This is a genomic window from Methylosinus sp. RM1 (genome assembly GCF_011378635.1).
Lineage (GTDB): Bacteria > Pseudomonadota > Alphaproteobacteria > Rhizobiales > Beijerinckiaceae > Methylosinus > Methylosinus sporium.
The window spans coordinates 164,067-180,689 of the sequence record NZ_WOVC01000009.1 but is presented as its reverse complement, the minus strand read 5'-3'; the positions used below and the strand labels follow the sequence as shown (position 1 = coordinate 180,689).

At 66.1% G+C, this 16,623-nt stretch carries 14 protein-coding genes; 7 read left to right on the top strand and 7 right to left on the bottom strand.

The genetic code is table 11. From position 1 onward, the window contains the following. Nucleotides 1-330 precede the first annotated feature (330 nt). Together FMZ75_RS09055 and FMZ75_RS09050 are read right to left on the bottom strand one after the other, a co-directional pair. The gene (locus tag FMZ75_RS09055) at nucleotides 331-759 is read right to left on the bottom strand and encodes a phasin family protein (protein WP_166142312.1); all 429 of its coding nucleotides are present in this window, start codon (nucleotides 757-759) and stop codon (nucleotides 331-333) included. Between the two features lie 158 nt (nucleotides 760-917). Continuing rightward, complete coding sequence (locus FMZ75_RS09050; protein ID WP_246728863.1) at nucleotides 918-2,870, bottom strand: potassium transporter Kup; 1,953 nt, start codon at nucleotides 2,868-2,870, stop codon at nucleotides 918-920. Between the two features lie 275 nt (nucleotides 2,871-3,145). On the opposite strand from FMZ75_RS09050, the gene FMZ75_RS09045 reads away from it, so the two are divergent. Genes FMZ75_RS09045 through hpnE form a run of 4 tightly spaced genes read left to right on the top strand, consistent with a single transcriptional unit; the run spans nucleotide 3,146 to nucleotide 7,293 of the window. Further along, on the top strand, nucleotides 3,146-4,297 hold the full coding sequence (locus FMZ75_RS09045) for a glycosyltransferase (RefSeq protein WP_166142308.1): 1,152 nt from the start codon (nucleotides 3,146-3,148) through the stop codon (nucleotides 4,295-4,297). 19 nt (nucleotides 4,298-4,316) lie between these two features. Then, complete coding sequence (gene hpnC / locus FMZ75_RS09040; protein ID WP_166142307.1) at nucleotides 4,317-5,192, top strand: squalene synthase HpnC; 876 nt, start codon at nucleotides 4,317-4,319, stop codon at nucleotides 5,190-5,192. After that, on the top strand, nucleotides 5,189-6,052 hold the full coding sequence (hpnD, locus tag FMZ75_RS09035; protein ID WP_108915740.1) for a presqualene diphosphate synthase HpnD: 864 nt from the start codon (nucleotides 5,189-5,191) through the stop codon (nucleotides 6,050-6,052). Before hpnC ends, hpnD begins: the two co-directional genes overlap by 4 nt. Continuing rightward, complete coding sequence (gene hpnE, locus FMZ75_RS09030) at nucleotides 6,049-7,293, top strand: hydroxysqualene dehydroxylase HpnE (protein WP_166142305.1); 1,245 nt, start codon at nucleotides 6,049-6,051, stop codon at nucleotides 7,291-7,293. The genes hpnD and hpnE overlap by 4 nt, the downstream gene beginning before the upstream one ends. A gap of 26 nt (nucleotides 7,294-7,319) precedes the next feature. On the opposite strand, the gene FMZ75_RS09025 is transcribed toward hpnE, so the two are convergent. Then, nucleotides 7,320-8,729: a cytochrome P450 gene (locus tag FMZ75_RS09025; RefSeq protein ID WP_166142303.1), complete on the bottom strand. Its 1,410-nt coding sequence runs from the start codon at nucleotides 8,727-8,729 to the stop codon at nucleotides 7,320-7,322. Between the two features lie 108 nt (nucleotides 8,730-8,837). On the opposite strand from FMZ75_RS09025, the gene FMZ75_RS09020 reads away from it, so the two are divergent. The 3 genes from FMZ75_RS09020 to FMZ75_RS09010 all read left to right on the top strand — a co-directional run bounded on the left by FMZ75_RS09020 (nucleotide 8,838) and on the right by FMZ75_RS09010 (nucleotide 11,630). Then, nucleotides 8,838-9,398 (top strand): TetR/AcrR family transcriptional regulator, encoded by a 561-nt coding sequence (locus FMZ75_RS09020; RefSeq protein ID WP_108915743.1) that lies wholly within the window; start codon nucleotides 8,838-8,840, stop codon nucleotides 9,396-9,398. A 118-nt stretch (nucleotides 9,399-9,516) separates the two neighbouring features. After that, complete coding sequence (locus FMZ75_RS09015) at nucleotides 9,517-11,181, top strand: acyl-CoA dehydrogenase family protein (protein WP_166142302.1); 1,665 nt, start codon at nucleotides 9,517-9,519, stop codon at nucleotides 11,179-11,181. A 185-nt stretch (nucleotides 11,182-11,366) separates the two neighbouring features. Beyond that, a complete protein-coding gene (locus FMZ75_RS09010) occupies nucleotides 11,367-11,630 on the top strand; it encodes a hypothetical protein (protein ID WP_166142328.1) in 264 nt (87 codons plus the stop codon). A gap of 17 nt (nucleotides 11,631-11,647) precedes the next feature. Here FMZ75_RS09010 and lysA read toward each other — a convergent pair whose 3' ends face one another. The 4 genes from lysA to FMZ75_RS08990 all read right to left on the bottom strand — a co-directional run bounded on the left by lysA (nucleotide 11,648) and on the right by FMZ75_RS08990 (nucleotide 16,500). After that, the gene (gene lysA, locus FMZ75_RS09005; RefSeq protein WP_166142300.1) at nucleotides 11,648-12,922 is read right to left on the bottom strand and encodes a diaminopimelate decarboxylase; all 1,275 of its coding nucleotides are present in this window, start codon (nucleotides 12,920-12,922) and stop codon (nucleotides 11,648-11,650) included. A gap of 11 nt (nucleotides 12,923-12,933) precedes the next feature. Next, the gene (locus tag FMZ75_RS09000; protein ID WP_108915747.1) at nucleotides 12,934-13,203 is read right to left on the bottom strand and encodes a lipoprotein; all 270 of its coding nucleotides are present in this window, start codon (nucleotides 13,201-13,203) and stop codon (nucleotides 12,934-12,936) included. A gap of 291 nt (nucleotides 13,204-13,494) precedes the next feature. Then, a complete protein-coding gene (locus FMZ75_RS08995; protein ID WP_142862580.1) occupies nucleotides 13,495-14,601 on the bottom strand; it encodes a DGQHR domain-containing protein in 1,107 nt (368 codons plus the stop codon). Nucleotides 14,602-14,784: 183 nt separating this feature from the next. Beyond that, on the bottom strand, nucleotides 14,785-16,500 hold the full coding sequence (locus tag FMZ75_RS08990) for an OmpW family outer membrane protein (RefSeq protein ID WP_166142297.1): 1,716 nt from the start codon (nucleotides 16,498-16,500) through the stop codon (nucleotides 14,785-14,787). Nucleotides 16,501-16,623 lie beyond the last annotated feature (123 nt).

The following is a 16,623-nucleotide window of genomic DNA, read 5'->3' as shown; positions in this document are numbered from 1 at the left end:
CCGGAAAAAGACTTGACCGCGCTCATGGAGCGCTTCCAGGCTGCGCTCTCAGAAAACAAGGTCACGGCCGCCGTGCTCGCCGTGGGGTGAGAAAATGAGGGGATGCTTGAGGGCGCGGCCAACGTCCACTGGAACGAGCCGCGGAGCATGTAGGCCGTGAGGTCAGAAACACGATGCAAAAATTAAGCGGGACAAAGCCGGAAAACCTTCCTCCCGCTCAGGACATTCGAGAAGTTCACAAGGGCATCAAGCGCACTCAGAAAGAATACCAGAAGCTCGACGGCCCAAAGCGTGACGGCAAGAAATAGGGAGAATTGTGCCCGGCAATAGTTATTCCCCCTTGCCCGCCTCGCGCGCCTTGGCGGCGAGCTTCTCGGTCTGCTCGCTGATGTCGGCGATGATTTTAGTGGCCGCCTCCTGGCTCGCCTTGGTCGCCTGCTCGCTCGCGCTTTGGGCGGACACGAAAGCCTCTTTGGCGAGATTGGAGCACAGCTCGCCGACGCGCGAGGCGCGGGCGAAGAAATCGCCATAGGCGTTGCGGTAGAATTCCGACTGCAATTGCACGATGTCGTCGATCTTCTGCACACGCATCAGTTTCTCGAAATAGTTGCGGCTATTGTCGAGCGACTGCTTGGAGTAGTCGGTCGCCTCCTCCGCTATGGCGCGCAGGCTCTTGGCCGTCGAGCTGGTCGCGGTGTTGAAGGCGTCGAGCTGATATTTACCGAGATCGCGAAAATCGCCGAAATTCTGATTGGCCATCGGATTCTCCCGCCGGTCGCGACACACGGGGGAGGCTGGCCCTCCGACGCTACGCACGCGCGACTCTGCTCGCTGCGCGATTCTCGGCAATGCGCGCCGCGAGGGCAAATCGTGGAATCCACGTAATCGCGCTCGCGTTCGCGGCGCCCCGCGAGGGCTCAGATCGTCAGCTGAGCGCCGAGCTCCACCACGCGGTCGGTCGGTATGGAGAAGAAGTCGGTGGCGTTGGCCGATTGCCTGGTCAAGGCCACGTAGAGCTTGTCCTGCCAGACCGGCATTTCGGAGGCCGGGCTCTCCTTGATCGAGCGCCGGCCGAGGAAGAAGGAGGTCGTCATAATATCGTATTTGACGCCAGCCTTGCGCATCGCCGCCAGCGCCGCCGGCACGCGCGGACTTTCCATGAAGCCGAAGTGCAAAGTCGCGCGGGTGAAGTCGGGCGCGAGCTTCTCGATTTCGAAGCGCTTGTCCGGCGCGACGCGCGGCGTGTCCTCCGTGTTCACGCAAATGACCAGCACGCGCTCGTGCAGCACCTTATTGTGCTTGAGATTGTGCAGCAGCGCCGTGGGCGCGACCTCGGGGTCGCTGGTCAGGAAGACGGCCGTGCCGGGCACGCGCGTCGGCTTGGATTTCTCCAGCATGGCGATGAGATCGCGGATGGGGATCGAATCGCGATGCGTCTTCTCGGCGAGCAGCGATGTGCCGCGCACCCAGGTCCACATCACCACCATGGAGCCGCCGCCGAGCAGCAGCGGAACCCAGCCGCCCTCGACCACCTTCATCAGATTGGCGGCCAGAAAGGCGAGATCGACGGTCAGAAAGGCCAGGATGAACAGCGAGGCCGCCCACAGCGGCCAATGCCATTTGCGCCATACCACGATGAAGGCGAGCGCCGTCGTCGTCACCATCGTGCCGGTGACGGCGATGCCATAGGCGGAGGCGAGCGCGCTCGAGCTCTTGAAGGTCGTGACCAGCACCAGCACGCCGATCAGCAGCAGCCGATTGACGCGGCCGATATAGATCTGTCCCTCCTGCGTCGCCGAGGTGTGGGTGATCTCGAGACGCGGCAGCAGGCCGAGCTGTATCGCCTGGCGCACGATGGAGAAGGCGCCGGTGATCACCGCCTGGCTGGCGATGACGGTGGCGAGCGTCGAGAGAATGACCAGCGGCAGCAGCGCCCAGTCCGGCGCCAGCAGGAAGAAGGGATTCTCGATCGCCTTGGGATCGGCGAGGATCAGCGCGCCCTGGCCGAGATAATTGAGGAACAGCGCCGGCAGCACGAAGAAGATCCAGGCGATCTGGATCGGCGCGCGGCCGAAATGGCCCATGTCGGCGTAGAGCGCCTCGGCGCCGGTGACGACGAGGAAGACCGAGCCCAGCACGGCGAAGCCGATCCAGCCATGGGTCAGCAGAAACATGAAGCCATGGCGCGGATCGAAGGCGCGCAGCACCTGCGGCGCATCGCCGATATGGGAGGCGCCGAGAGCCGCCATCACGATGAAGAAGATCGCCATCACGGGGCCGAACAGCGCGGCGACGCGCGCCGTGCCATGGCTCTGCCCCCAGAACAGCGAGACGAGAATCGCGACGGTGATGGGGAAGACGAACTCGCCGAATTTCGGATTGACGATCTCGAGGCCCTCGACCGCCGATAGCACGGAGATGGCCGGCGTGATGATGGCGTCGCCAGAGAACAGCGCCGCGCCGGCGACGCCGAGCAGGAAGACCGGGGTCGCGCGCCGGCCCAGCGCGCTCTGCGCCAGCGCCATCAGCGAGAGAATGCCGCCCTCGCCGCGATTGTCGGCGCGCATCAGGAAGAACACATATTTCGCGGTGACGGTGAAGATCAGCGCGAAAATGAGCAGCGAGATCGTGCCGATGACGACATCCTCGCCGAGCCCGCCGGATTTGGCGTGGGCGAGCGACTCGCGCAGCGCATAGAGCGGGCTGGTGCCGATGTCGCCATAGACGACGCCGATCGAGCCGATGATGAGGCCGGCGGCGTTCGCCGAGCCGTGGCCCTCGGCGACGGGCGCCGGCTGCGTCGCCGCCGCGCCCTCCGTGTCGCATCGAGAGGAAGAGCCCGCCGCGTCGCGCGGCACATTGGGATCCATGGAAATTTCCTCGAAAGACATCGGAATGCGCGGGCGCCTCCGGCCCCTCGACATGCTGTTCGACAGGCTCGGACCCGGCTGCGCCGGCGCGGCGATATACGCCTGTTCCAGATAGAAGAGAAGCCGCTGCCGGCCATTTCTGAGGAAAATCCCGTAGACGCGGGCGCTTGCGACGCGCCGCCGCCGGCCGGGCTGGCCTCGCGGCCGCGGCGATGCTATGGCCGAGCCCTCGTCACATCGTCCCCGGCGGTCCCGGCGACGCGAACGCTCGAAAAATGATCGCGATTACCCTCGCCGGCGCCGGTCTCGTCATCTGGCTCTATCTCCTGCTCGGCAATGGCGGCTTCTGGCGCCTCACCGAGCACGACCGCCGTTTCGCGCCCACGGGGGCGCTGGTTCCCCAGGGCGCGCGCGTCGTCGCCGTCATTCCGGCGCGCGACGAGGCGGATGTCGTCGCCATCGGCCTTCGATCTTTGTTCCGCCAGGAGTTTTCGGGCCGGCTCGAGATCGTCCTCGTCGATGACGAGAGCTCCGACGGCACGGCCGAGGTCGCCCGCGCCTGCGCCCGCGAGGAGGGCGCCGAGGATCGTCTGACCGTGCTCCAGGGGTGCCCGGAGCAGGGCTGGACCGGCAAGCTCGCCGCCATGGACCGCGGCGTCGCTCATGTGCTCGGCTCCGGCGTCTCTCCCGATTTCGTGCTGTTTTGTGACGCCGACATCGCCTTCGCCCCCGGCCTCGTCGAGCGGCTCGTCGCCGGGGCGGCGGCGCGCGGAACCGTGCTCTCCTCGCTGATGGTCAAGCTGCGCTACGAGAGCCTCGCCGAGCGCTGGTTCGTGCCGGCTTTCGTCTTCTTCTTCCAGATGCTCTACCCCTTCCCCCGCGTGAACGACCCGAAAAGCCCGGTCGCCGGGGCGGCCGGCGGGGTGATGCTGGTCCGCCCCGCGGCGCTGGAGGAGGCCGGCGGTCTCCAGCAGATCCGCGGCGCGCTGATCGACGATTGCGCGCTCGGCAAGCTGATGAAGAAGCAGGGGCCGATCTGGCTCGGCCTCACCGACGACGCCTGGAGCCTGCGGCCCTATCCGCATTTGCGCGACATCGAGCAGATGGTGACGCGCTCGGCCTATGCGCAATTGGGCTATTCGCCCTGGCGTCTCGCCGGCGCGGTTCTCGGCATGGGCCTCGTCTATCTCGCGCCGCCCATTCTCGCCTTCGCGGCGTCGGAGCCGGCGGCTTATCTCGCGCTCGTCGCCTATCTATTGATGGCGCAGTCCTATATGCCGTCTCTGCGATTTTACGGACGCAATCGGCTCGGCGCCTTCGCCTTGCCGGCGGTCGCGGCCTGCTATACGTGGTTCACGCTATTGTCCGCGTGGCGGCACACACGCGGGCGCGGCGGCGCCTGGAAGGGCCGCTATCAGGCCCCCTGAGGAGGTTGAGCGAGATCACATGAGCGACATCGCCGCCGCCGCTTCGGGGAAAGGCCATAAGGACGAGAATTTCCCCGTCGCCTCTCTGTTCGCGCCGCGCCATCGCGCGGCCGTCCTCGCCTTTTACGATTTCGTGCGCGCCGCGGACGATATCTCCGACCATGCGACGCTCCCCGGCGATCAGAAGATCGCCATGCTGGACCGCATGGAGGCCGCGCTGCTCGGCTCCGGCGAGGATATTCCCGTCGCCTCGCGGCTGCGCGCCGAGCTGGCCGAGCGCGGCCTCGAGCCCCGCCATGCGCAGGATCTGCTCATCGCCTTTCGCCGCGACGTGACGCAATTGCGCTATAGAGACTGGGACGATCTCATCGGTTACTGCCGCTATTCGGCCATGCCGGTCGGCCGCTTCGTGCTGGACGTCCATGGCGAGGATCGCGCGCGGACATGGGCGGCCAATGACGCCCTCTGCGCGGCGCTGCAGATCATCAATCATCTGCAGGATTGCGCGAAAGATTATCGCAATCTCGATCGGGTCTATCTGCCGCAGGACATGCTCGCCGCCGCTGGCGCGAGCGTCGAGATGCTCTCCGCCGATCGCGCCTCGCCGCAGCTCGCCGCGACTTTGCGCGCGCTGGCCGAGCGCACGCAGGAGCTGCTGAAGGAGAGCGCGCCTTTCGCCGATCTCATTGTCGACACGCGCCTCGCCATGGAAGTGGGCGCGATCCAGCGCCTCGCCGAGACGCTCACCGCGCGGCTACGCGTCGCCGATCCGCTGAGCGAGAAGGTCCACGCCTCCAAGCGCCAATATCTCCTCACGGCGCTCGCGGGCGCCGGGACCACTCTGCTGCGCCGGCTCATATCGCCGCGCGTCGCCGCTGCGAGCGTCGCGCGATGAGCATGGAGACGATCGCCCCCGAGGCGCCGCGGGTCGCCGCGAAAAGCTCTTTCTATCTCGCCATGCGCATTCTCGAGCCCGAGCGGCGCGATGCGATGTATGCGATCTATGGCTTCTGCCGCGCCGTCGACGACATTGCGGATGAGGAGGGCGACCGCGCCCTGCGCCTCTCCCAGCTCGACGATTGGCGGCGCGATCTCGATGCGCTCTATGCCGGCCGCACGCATCAGCGCTGCGCCGATCTGGCGCGGCCGGTGCGCCGCTTCGGCCTCGAGCGCGCCGATTTCGAGGCGGTCATAGACGGCATGGCCATGGATGTCGTCGAGGACATTCGCGCCCCGGAATGGGATCGGCTCGATCTCTATTGCGATCATGTCGCGAGCGCCGTGGGGCGGCTCTCGGTGCGCGTCTTCGGTCTCGCCGACGAGGTGGACTGCGCCGCCGGCGCGCTGCCGACCAAGGCGCGAATGCTCGCCTATCACATGGGCCGCGCGCTGCAGCTCACCAATATTCTGCGCGATCTCGACGAGGACGAGGCGCGCGGGCGGCTCTATCTCCCGCGCGAGGCGCTGGAGGCCGCCGGCGTCGCGGATTTCTCGCGCGGCGCTGTGCTGGCGCATCCCGGCCTGCCGCAAGTCTGCGCGGCGGTGGCCGAGCGTGCGCGCAAGCATTATGCGGAGTCGGAGCTGCTGATGCGCGTCTCGCCGCAGAGCGCGGTGAAGGCGCCCTATCTGATGGCGACGGCCTATCGCTCGGTTCTCGACCGTCTGGTGGCGCGCGGCTTCGCGCCGCCGCGCGCGCCGGTCTCCGCCTCGCGGACGAAAGTCCTGCTGGCCCTGCTCAGATTCGCGCTGACGTGAGCGGAACCACCCATATCATCGGCGCCGGTCTCGCCGGACTTTCCTGCGCCATTCGCCTGACCGATGAAGGCCGCAGCGTCGCGCTCTATGAGGCCGCGCGCATGGCGGGCGGGCGCTGCCGCTCCTATCATGATTCCAGCCTCGATCTCGTCATCGACAATGGCAATCATCTGCTGCTCTCCGGCAATTCCACGGCGCTCGATTACGCCCGCCGTATCGGCTCGGTGGACGAGCTGGTCGGGCCGAAGGAATGCGCTTTCGATTTTTTGGACACGCGCGATGGAACGCGCTGGCGCATGAGGCCGAACGCCTCGCGCCTGCCCTGGTGGATTTTCGTGCGCGATCGCCGCACGCCCGGCACGGCGCCTGCGGATTATCTCGGTGCGATCGGCATTCTCCTCGCCAAAAAGGGCGCGACCATCGGCGAGGCGATGAAATGCTCCGGCGTGCTCTATGAGCGGCTGTGGGGGCCTGTGCTGCTCTCCGCGCTCAACACCGAGCCGCGCGAGTCCTCCGCCGCTCTCGCCGCCGCCGTGCTGCGCGAGACGCTGGCCGCCGGCGGCGCCGCCTGCCGTCCGCTGGTCGCGCGGCGCGGGCTCGGAACGGCATTCATCGAGCCGACGCTGACCACTCTCGCCGCCCGCGGCGCCGCGCCGCGCTTCGCCGCGCGCCTGAAGGGCATCGAATTTTCCGAGGAGCGCGCCACAGCGCTCGATTTCGGCGACGAGAAAATCGCGCTCGGCGAGAATGATCGCATCGTTCTCGCCGTCCCGCCCTGGGCGGCGCAGGAGCTCGTTCCGGGCCTCGTCGCGCCGGATGATTTCCGCGGCATCGTCAATGCGCATTTCAAGATCGCGCCGCCCCCTGGCCAGCCGGCGCTGCTCGGCATGATCGGCTCGCTCACCGAATGGCTGTTCGCTTTCGAGGACAGGCTCTCGGTGACGATCAGCGGCGCCGATCGGCTGATGGACGATTCCCGCGAGAGCCTCGCCGAGCGCATATGGGCCGAGGTCGCCGCCGCTACCGGCCTGCCGGAGGAGCTGCCGCAATGGCAGATCGTGAAGGAAAAGCGCGCCACTTTCGCCGCGACGCCGGCGCAGCAGGAGCGCCGCCCCGGCGCAGTGACGCGCTGGCGCAATCTCTTCCTTTCCGGCGATTGGACCGCGACCGGGCTTCCGGCGACGATCGAAGGCGCGATCAGATCGGGCTATCGCGCGGCGGAACTGGCGGCGCGGTCGTAAAAATCCCGGCTCCCCGGCGGGAGCGGTCATCGGGAGGCGGCGAGACGCTCGGCGTCGCGGGTCGGCGCATTTTTCGATAGGCGCGTCAGGCGTAGCGGCAGCGCGCCTTTCGGCCGCGTCGCGAAGCTCGGCGCCAGCTCCAGCCGATGGCCGGGGACGGTGTCGAAACGGAACTCGCGCAGCAGCGTCGCGACGATGGTCGCCATTTCGGTGAGCGCGAAGCCCATGCCGACGCAAATGCGCGGCCCCGCGCCGAAGGGCAGATAGGCGTAGCGATGGCGCGCCTTCACCTTCTCCGGCGCGAAACGGTCGGGGTCGAAGCCGGTGGGATCGTCCCACAGTCTCTCGTGCCGATGCAGGCACCAGGTCTGCACATAGATCGGCTCCTTGGCGGCGACGCGATAGGGGCCGAGCGTCGTATCCTCGCGCGGCTGCCGGCCGAGCGCCGCGAAAGGCGGGAAGAGCCGCATCGATTCCTGCAGGACCTGCCGCGTGAAGGTGAGATTTTCGACCGTCTCCGGCGTGATTTCGCTGTTCCCGGCGATGCGCTCCGCCTCCTCGCGGGCGCGCTCCTGCGTCGCCTGATCCTTGGCCAGCAGCCAGAAGGTCCAGGCCAGCGCGACGGCGGAGGTCTCATGGCCGGCGAGCAGAAAGCCGTGCAGATTGGCGACGAGCTCGGCGTCGGTCATCACGCGCCCGCTCTCCGGGTCCTTGGCGGAGAGCAGCAGGCCCATTATGTCGCGCGTCGCCTCGGGCCGGGCGCGGCGCTCGGCGAGCAGCTTCACCGTCTCCTCATGCACGAAGCGCGAGCCGGCGCGCGCGGCGAGCAGGCCCGGATAGGGCGCCCAATCCGGCGGCAGGCGGAACATCACCGCCAGCATTCGCCAAGCAAAACTGCCGAGAACCGGACGCAGCGCCGCGATGAAGCCCTCGCTGTCGAAATTCTCTGACGCGCCGAAGACGGCCTTCTCGATGACGGCGAAGGTCGTGCGCGACATGGCCTCGGTGATCTCCACCTCGGCGCCGTCGCCGAGCCGGCGCCATTCGGCGGCCTGCGCCTGCGCGCAGCCGACAAAAAAGGGCACGAGCGCCAGAATATTCTCGTAACGAAAGGCGGGCGAGATGGCGCGCCGCTGCCATTTCCATTCGGCGCCTTCCGAGAAGAACAGCGTGTCGCCCTCTACCGGCCCGCGCAGCGCCTTGCTCGCTATGTCGTCGCGGCGAAACGCCTCGGCGCGCGTGACCAGCAGCTCCTCGATCAGCTCGGGGCTGACGACATAATGCATTCGCGGGAAGAACGGCCAGAGTCCATCGGTGGAGAAAAAGTCGGTCCGGTAGGCCTCGGGCGCGTAATTCTCGAGGTAATTGCGCGATACGGCGAGAAACGAAGGCTTTTCCCGCGGGGTGAAAGGGGAAAAATCGGGATCGTGAAACATCGCTGGCTCTCCATCGAAAGCGTCGATCCCGCATACCATACCAAACAGTATGCTTTTGGCAACCGGCAGATTGGCATGTAACGTGGCGCGAGCACCGGGCCAGGACGAATGAGCAGCAGCGCGCGATTCAAAAAGGAGGATTGGCTGGGGCTCGGCGCCGGCCTGCTGGCCGAGGAGGGGCCGGCGGCGCTCACCGTCGAGCGGCTGACCGCGGCCGCGCGGCGCACCAAGGGCAGCTTCTACCATCATTTCGCCGATCGTGACGCCTTCCTGCGCGCGCTGATGGAGCGCTGGCGCGTTCAGGCGATCGATGTCGCCAGCGCCCGCTATGCGCAGGACACTTCGCCCAAGGCATGGCGAAAGCTGCTGCGCGAGGGGCCGTTCGAGATCGACTTTCGCTTCGAGCGCGAGGTGCGGCGGCTCGCGGCGAGCGAGCCGATCGTGCGGGCGATGCTCCACGAGATCGACCAATCCCGCATCCATGGCCTCGCCTGCGTGCTGACGCAGATGCGGCCGGACATAGACGATCCGCACGCCTTCGCCGCAATTCAATATGCGACCGTGGTCGGCCTGCAATGGTTGATCGACGACCCGCATGATCCGCGCATCGCAGCCATTTGCCGGACCGGAAACCGGCTGTTCGGCATAGACGAGCCGGACGCGGAATGACCGCCCGGGAGCCGTCTCCTTCCCGGAACGGTTGCGTCCTCCCGCGATTGGCGGCATTTAGAAAAAATCCTGTCACCCGCGGCCCCGCCGGGCCCGCCCTTGAAAAGAGCGAGAGAGAATGAGCGCGACCGAGACCACCTCCACGAACTGGCTGCCCGACGCCAAGGCGGCTTTCGCCTCCGTGGAGGCGCTTTACGGCCGCGCGCTCGCCGCCGTCCGCGCCCGCGTCACCAAGGACGGCAAGCTCTCCAATGAGCTGATCGAGGTGGAGCAGCACGCCGCCCACGGCCTCTCCTGGTTCGCCACCTATGTGCAGGGCCTGCGCGAGCTGCTCGCCTACGCCGACCGCCTCTCGGCCGAGGGCGCCTATGGCGAGGTGGAGAATCTCCTCACCCGCATCGGCTTCGCCGAATATCTGGCGCAGGTTTTCGGCGGCATTCCGATGAGCCAGGGCGAGTTCGTCCGCCTCTCCGATTTCGGCCTTTCGCCGGCCGACATCGCCGCCGCCCGCATTCCGCAAGTGGACGGCCTCGTCGCCTCCGGCCTCACTACCGCCAACCGCGCCCGCCTCGCCGAGCTGATCGACCATCACGAGGCCGCCGAGACCATCGGCGCCACCGGCCTCGACGAGACGCTCGAAGCCATCCGCAGCGAGATGCGCAAATTCGCGTCCGACAATGTGACGCCGCACGCCCATGAATGGCATTTGAAGAACGACTACATCCCGCTCGAGGTCATTTCCGGCCTTTCCGAGCTGGGCGTCTTCGGCCTCACCATTCCCGAGGAATATGGCGGCTCCGGCATGGGCAAGATCGCCATGTGCGTCGTCTCGGAGGAACTGTCGCGCGCTTACATCGGCGTCGGCTCGCTCGGCACGCGCTCGGAAATCGCCGGCGAATTGATCCTCGTCGGCGGCACGGAAGAGCAGAAGCAGAAATATCTGCCCAAGATCGCCAGCGGCGAAATCCTGCCCACCGCCGTCTTCACCGAGCCGAACAATGGCTCCGACCTCGCGAACCTGCGCACCCGCGCGACGCGCGAGGGCGATGTCTATAAGGTCGTCGGCAATAAGACCTGGATCACGCATCCGGTGCGCGCCGATGTGATGACGCTGCTCGTGCGCACCAATCCCAATGAGAAGGGCTACAAAGGCCTCTCCATGCTGCTCGCCGAAAAGCCGCGCGGCACGGATGAGACTCCCTTCCCGGCCAAGGGCATGACCGGCGGCGAGATCGAGGTGCTCGGCTATCGCGGCATGAAGGAATTCGAGATCGGCTTCGACAATTTCGAGGTGCCGGCCGAAAATCTTCTCGGCGGCGAGGAGGGCAAGGGCTTCAAGCAGCTGATGGAGACCTTCGAATCCGCCCGCATTCAGACGGCGGCGCGCGCGCTCGGCGTCGCCCAGGCGGCGCTCGATCTCGGCCTGCGCTACGCCAAGGAGCGCGTGCAATTCGGCAAGCCGCTGTTCGCCTTCCCGCGCGTCTTCGACAAGATCGTCACAATGGCGGTCGAAATTCACGTCGCCCGCCAGATCACCTACTTCGCCGCGCGGGAAAAGGACGAGGGCAAGCGCTGCGATCTCGAGGCCGGCATGGCCAAGCTGCTCGGCGCGCGCGTCGCCTGGGCGGCTGCGGACAATGCGCTGCAGATTCACGGCGGCAATGGCTTCGCCCTGGAATATCCGGTCTCCCGCGTCCTCTGCGACGCGCGCATCCTCAACATCTTCGAGGGCGCGGCGGAGATTCAGGCGCAGGTCATCGCGCGGCGTCTGCTGGAAGGCTGAGGAAGTAGAGTAGAATTGAGGTGTTCACCCTCCCTCTTTAGGAGCCTTCAGGGGGAGGGTCGGACCGCGAAGCGATCCGGGGTGGGGTCGCCGGCAGACACTCGGGGCGTCGCCCTTCGACATATCCGGACGAATGTCGTCGCGGGAAAGTTGAACGGAGCCGCCGACATGCTATCTTGTCGACTATGACCGCTCTGACGATCGACACCCTCGCCATCGTGCAGGTTTTACGCAAGAGAGGCTTCTCGGAAGAGCAGGCCATCGGCGTCGTCGAGGCGTTTCGCGAGATCGACGCTGGCCTTCTCGCGACAAAATCGGACATTCGCGAGGTCGAGGCCAAGATCGAGAGCTCCTCCGCCAATCTCAAGGTGGACATTCTCCGCTGGCTCGTCGTCACGCAAATGGCGCTCGGCGGCTTCCTCCTCGCGGCGCTCAAGTTCTTGAGCTGACCCGCCGCCAGAGGCCCCTACTTCCGAAGCCACTCCGGCACCGAATCCAGCGCGATGAGCTGCTCCACGCTCGGGCGCTCGCGCACCACGGCCCATTTCTCGCCGTCGACGAGGACCTCCGGCGCGAGCGGGCGACTGTTGTAGGTGCCCGCCTGCACAGCGCCATAGGCGCCGGCCGTCAGAATCGCCAGAAGATCGCCCTGCGCCGGCTCCGGGATCGAACGCCCGAGCGCGATGTAATCGCCCGTCTCGCAGACCGGCCCGACGACATCGGCGATAATGCGCGGATGCGACGGCGACGCCTGCGCGACCGGGATCAGCTCGTGCCAGGCGTCATAGAGCGTCGGGCGCACGAGATCATTCATGCCGGCGTCGACGATGACGAAAGACTTGGCCTCGCCCTGCTTCACATAGAGCACGCGCGTGACCAATATTCCCGAATTGCCGACGATGAGCCGCCCCGGCTCGAACAGCAATTTGCACCCGAGCCCCGCCATATGGCGGCGCACGATCTCGGCGTAGCGATCCGGGTGATAGGAGGCCGGGTCCTCGCCCTCGTGATAGGGAATGCCGAGCCCGCCGCCGAGATCGACATGGGAGATTTCGTGCCCATCGGCGCGCAGCCCCGCGACCAGCTCGGCGAGCAGCGAGAAAGCCTCGTCGAAGGGCGAAAGATCGGTGATCTGCGAGCCGATATGCATATCGACGCCCGTGACCTCTATGCCCGGCAGCTTCGCGGCATGGGCGTAGATTTCGCGCGCGCGCGACAGCGGCACGCCGAATTTATTCTCGGCGAGGCCGGTCGAAATCTTGGCGTGGGTCTTGGCGTCGACGTCCGGATTGACGCGCAAGGAAATATGCGCGCGCGCGCCCTTGCCGGAGGCGATGCGGGAAATTTCGGTGAGCTCGGGCTCGGATTCCACATTGAAGCAGAAAATGCCCTCGTCGATCGCCAGCGCGATTTCCGTCTGCGTCTTGCCGACGCCGGAAAAAGTGATCTTGCTCGCGGGAACGCCGGCGGCGCGGGCGCGCTTCAGCTCGCCGCCGGAGACGACGTCCATTCCGGCGCCGAGGCCGGCCAGCAGCGTCAGCACCGCCTGATTGGAATTGGCTTTCAGCGCATAGCAGACCAGCGCGTCGAGCCCGGCGAAGGCCGCCGAGAAGACCTGGAAATGCCGGCGGATCGTCGTCGCCGAATAGCAGTAGAAGGGCGTTCCGACCTGCTCGGCGATTTTCGCCAACGGAACCTCGTCGGCGTGCAGCGCGCCGGCGCGATAGTCGAAGTGATGCATGTCGTTCTTATCTAGTCCAGCAGAGGATCGAGGATGAAGGGATATTGCTCGGGCGGACGGAAACCCGGCGTGCCGGGGATATATTCCACCGCCTTCACATCCTCGGCGACCGGCGTCGCGCCGCCGACGGGGGTGAGCGTCGTCTTCTGCGCCACCACGGCCTTGGGCCGCGCCGCGACCTCGGGCGGATAATCGAGCGGGCCGCGCCGCCCGCAGCCGGAGAGCGCGAGCGCGAGAATCAGAAGCGTCGCCGCCGAACGCGGCCGGAGCAGATCAGCCATAAGTCTCATCCATCGGAGCCCGAGCGGGAGGGGGTGACACCCCTAAGTCTCGGGGACGCCCCAACCCCGGACCGCTTCGCGGTCCGACCCTCCCCCTCCAGGGGAGGGTGAAAGTGCGCGGCACTATAGACGAAAGCGCGCAGATGACGAGACCGCGCGCGCTCACTATTCAAAGCTGAAGGGGCGAGCTCCAGAAGACGGCGCTGACGGTTTCCCCGTCCTTCGAGACGGCGGCTGCGCAGCTTCCTCAGGATGAGGGTTTGATCGAGGCGCGATCGGTCGGGCGGAGGCTCAGGCGAACAGCCATTGCTTGAGCGAAAAGCCCGAGCTCAGCGTTTTCCGATAATTCTCATAGAGCGCCAGATGGCCGGTCGCGGGCTTGGGCAGCTCGTTCTTCTTCAGCTTGCGGAAGAAGGGGCCGAGAATATCCTCGAAATTCTGCGTCGTGTAGCGCCCGCCATAGCGGTCGGAGACGCGCTCGGCGACATTGGCGAACAGCAGGATCAGCGCCTTGAACAGCGCCGGATTGACGATGTTCGCCTCCGCCCCGTGATAGCGCAGGCCGTTGAGGCAGGCGCGCAAATAGGCGTTGAGCACCTGATAGACGTCCTGCGGCGAGGCGTCGACGAACGCCTTGTCGATGGATTTCAGCGCGGCGTTGAAGGTCACGCGCGAGATTTTGCCCTTGCGCCGCTCCGAGGGGCTGAGCAGCCCGGCGAGCACGCTCTTCTCGTCATTGGAGAAGAGATCGAAGACATTGTGCAGCAGCGCTTCGGCCTCGGTCTCCGATTCGGAGAGGCGGCGAATGTCGAGCAGCAGCTCCGGCGGCACCGGTCGCTGCTTGGTGTTGATGTCAACGAACAGCTGACATTCCTGCGCGCGGGTCAGCCTGTTGTAGACGACGACCGGCACTTTCACGCTCTTGGCCGCGAGATTGAAGCCGTAGACGCGATGCTGCCCGTCGATGATGAGAAACGAACGCGGATCCTTGCGGAAGGTCAGCTCGCCGCTCTGGCGGTCGAAATGGAGCTGGGCGCGCGGCTGCGCGGAGAGAATGATCGCGCTCGGCACGCTGCCGAATCCGCTGTCGATATAATCGGCGATCTCTCTCGCGCGCTTCTTGTCGAGCAGGCGCTGAAAGCCGTCTATGGGATTGTCGAGCCGCGCCTCCACAGTGCAGGTGGCGGCGAGCAGATCGCTCGGCAAAACCAGCGTATAGAAGCGGTGCTTGCCTTGGGTGACGAGCAAGGCGGGCGCTTTGGCGAGGCGCGCATCGCCCGGCGGCCGTTGAAAATCCGTCTCATCGTCGCGCTGGCTCGGAAGCGCGGCTTCGAGCGCAGGCTCGACCTCGCTCGGCTCGGCATGATCGGAAGGCGGCGCGTCGATCGGATTTTCCATGTTCAGATCCTTCGGGAAAGCGCGCCGGAAGGGCCGGCGAATCGTCGCATTGAACCGAATCGAACAGGTAACCGGCCAAATCCTAGCCGCGAGGCGGCAAAGAACAAGGCGAATCGCATCCCGTCGCACAAAAAAACCGGCTCCTTTCGGAGCCGGCTTGTTTTCTCTGCGCTTTGGCGCCGCTCAATATTTGGCGAGCACCGGCTGCAGAAGGCCGCCGCCGAAGCGATAGGTGACGCCCGCCGAGACGACGATCGGATTGATCGGCAGCGACACTTTGACCGGAACGAAGATCGGTCCGAGCGCCGGCGCCCCCGGCACGAAAGCGACGGCCGTCGCGTGAACCATCGGATGAATGCCGATATATTTGAAGTCGACGTTCACGCCCCAATGCTCGTTGAACATATAGTCGAAGCCGACTTGGCCGACCGGACCCCAGGACGGCGCGACCGTCGCCCATTGGAAGGTGGCGAGCGCTCCGGGCAGGCCGAGACCGGCCAGCGTCGAGCCCGGCGCGAAGGGGATGCCCCAGACGTCGTTGTTGACGCGCGTGCCCCAGAAAGTGGTGAAGTTCACGCCGACGCCGAGATAGGGCTGGAACTGGCCGAAATTGGTGAAGTGATACTGCGCCATCAGGGACGGCGGGAACACCCAGGAGCGCGCGAAGTCGCTGGCGATGGTGCCCGTGCCCTGAATGTGATGCGGCGAGACGCAGCAGATCGCCTCGATCGCCCAGTTCTTCGTCAGGTAATAGGCGACGTCGAGCATGGGAATGACCGACGTCGAGGTGTTGGTGCTGGCGCCGGAGATCACGCCATTCGCGCCGGTGAGGCCCGAGAGGCGGCCGATGGAGCCGAGCGCCGGATGGGCGATGCCTTGATCATAGACAGTGCCATGGCCATCCAACGGAATGACGCTGCCGATCTTCAGGCGAACCTGGAAGGGCTGATAGCTGTCGACGAAGGCCGGCGGCGGCGGCTCCTTGAGCGACGACAGTCCGTCGGAACGCGAGACGAGGCCGGGCGCGAAGGGGTCGAAGTGCCAGTTGAGGCCGACGCGGACATTGTGGAAGCGGGTCGGCGAATTCTGCGTCGCGGCGAAGACGGGCGTCGTCGTGCCGAGGATCGCCGCCGTGCCGCCGTTCAGAGAGACGGAATTGGCGTTGGTCGAGCCGAGATCGACATAGAGATATTCGGCCTTGACCGACCAGTTCGGGATCGGAGACCACTCGACGCCGCCGCCCGCCGTCCAGCCGGTGCGCGTGTCGTCGGAATAGCCATGGCCGACGGCGCCTCCGGCGAAGCCCGCAGCGGCGGCGGCGGCGAAATTATCGGCGAAGCCGACATTGTGGATCACCTGGCCATAGGCGAAGCCGCCCGTGCCGTAGACCATCAGATTGGGAATGGACGGAAGCACGAAGCCGACGCGGCCGCGGACAGTGCCGAACCAGTCGACGGCTTTGGTCGAATCGGCGGTCTGCAGATGCGCGCCGGTGGCGTCGAAAACGCCGATCCCGGATTTCGCCTTGCTCTCCACGTCTGTGGCCTGAATATCGGCCTCGAGGCCGAGGACCAGCCAGGGGTTGACCTGATAATTATAGCCGACCTGTCCGCCGCCGATGACGCCGTGCAGATCCTGCGAGGCGCCCCAGGCCGAGCCCAGCGGCACGGCGGGAGCCAGAGAGCCGGGCGAAATATAGCCGAGACCGCCGGTCTCCCGGCTGGAATCGCCGAAGCCATAGCCGATGTTGATGCCGCCGTAGAGGCCGGTCCAGCTGAAGGCCGGGGGCGGCGGCGGCGGCGGCGCGCTCTTCATCGAGGGAAGATCGGCCGCCTGAGCCGTAGCGCTCGCTGCGGTCAAAACGGATGCGGCGAGCGCGCCGCGCAAAACTCTTCTCATCAGGCTCCCCCGTCTATTGCTCTCTCTAGGACCGGCGCGAAACGCGTCCTTGTCCGAGTCGTGACCAAATTGCGCCGATTTTCTGCGGGAGGACTTGACCTAGATCAAAGATTGCGCCGTCTC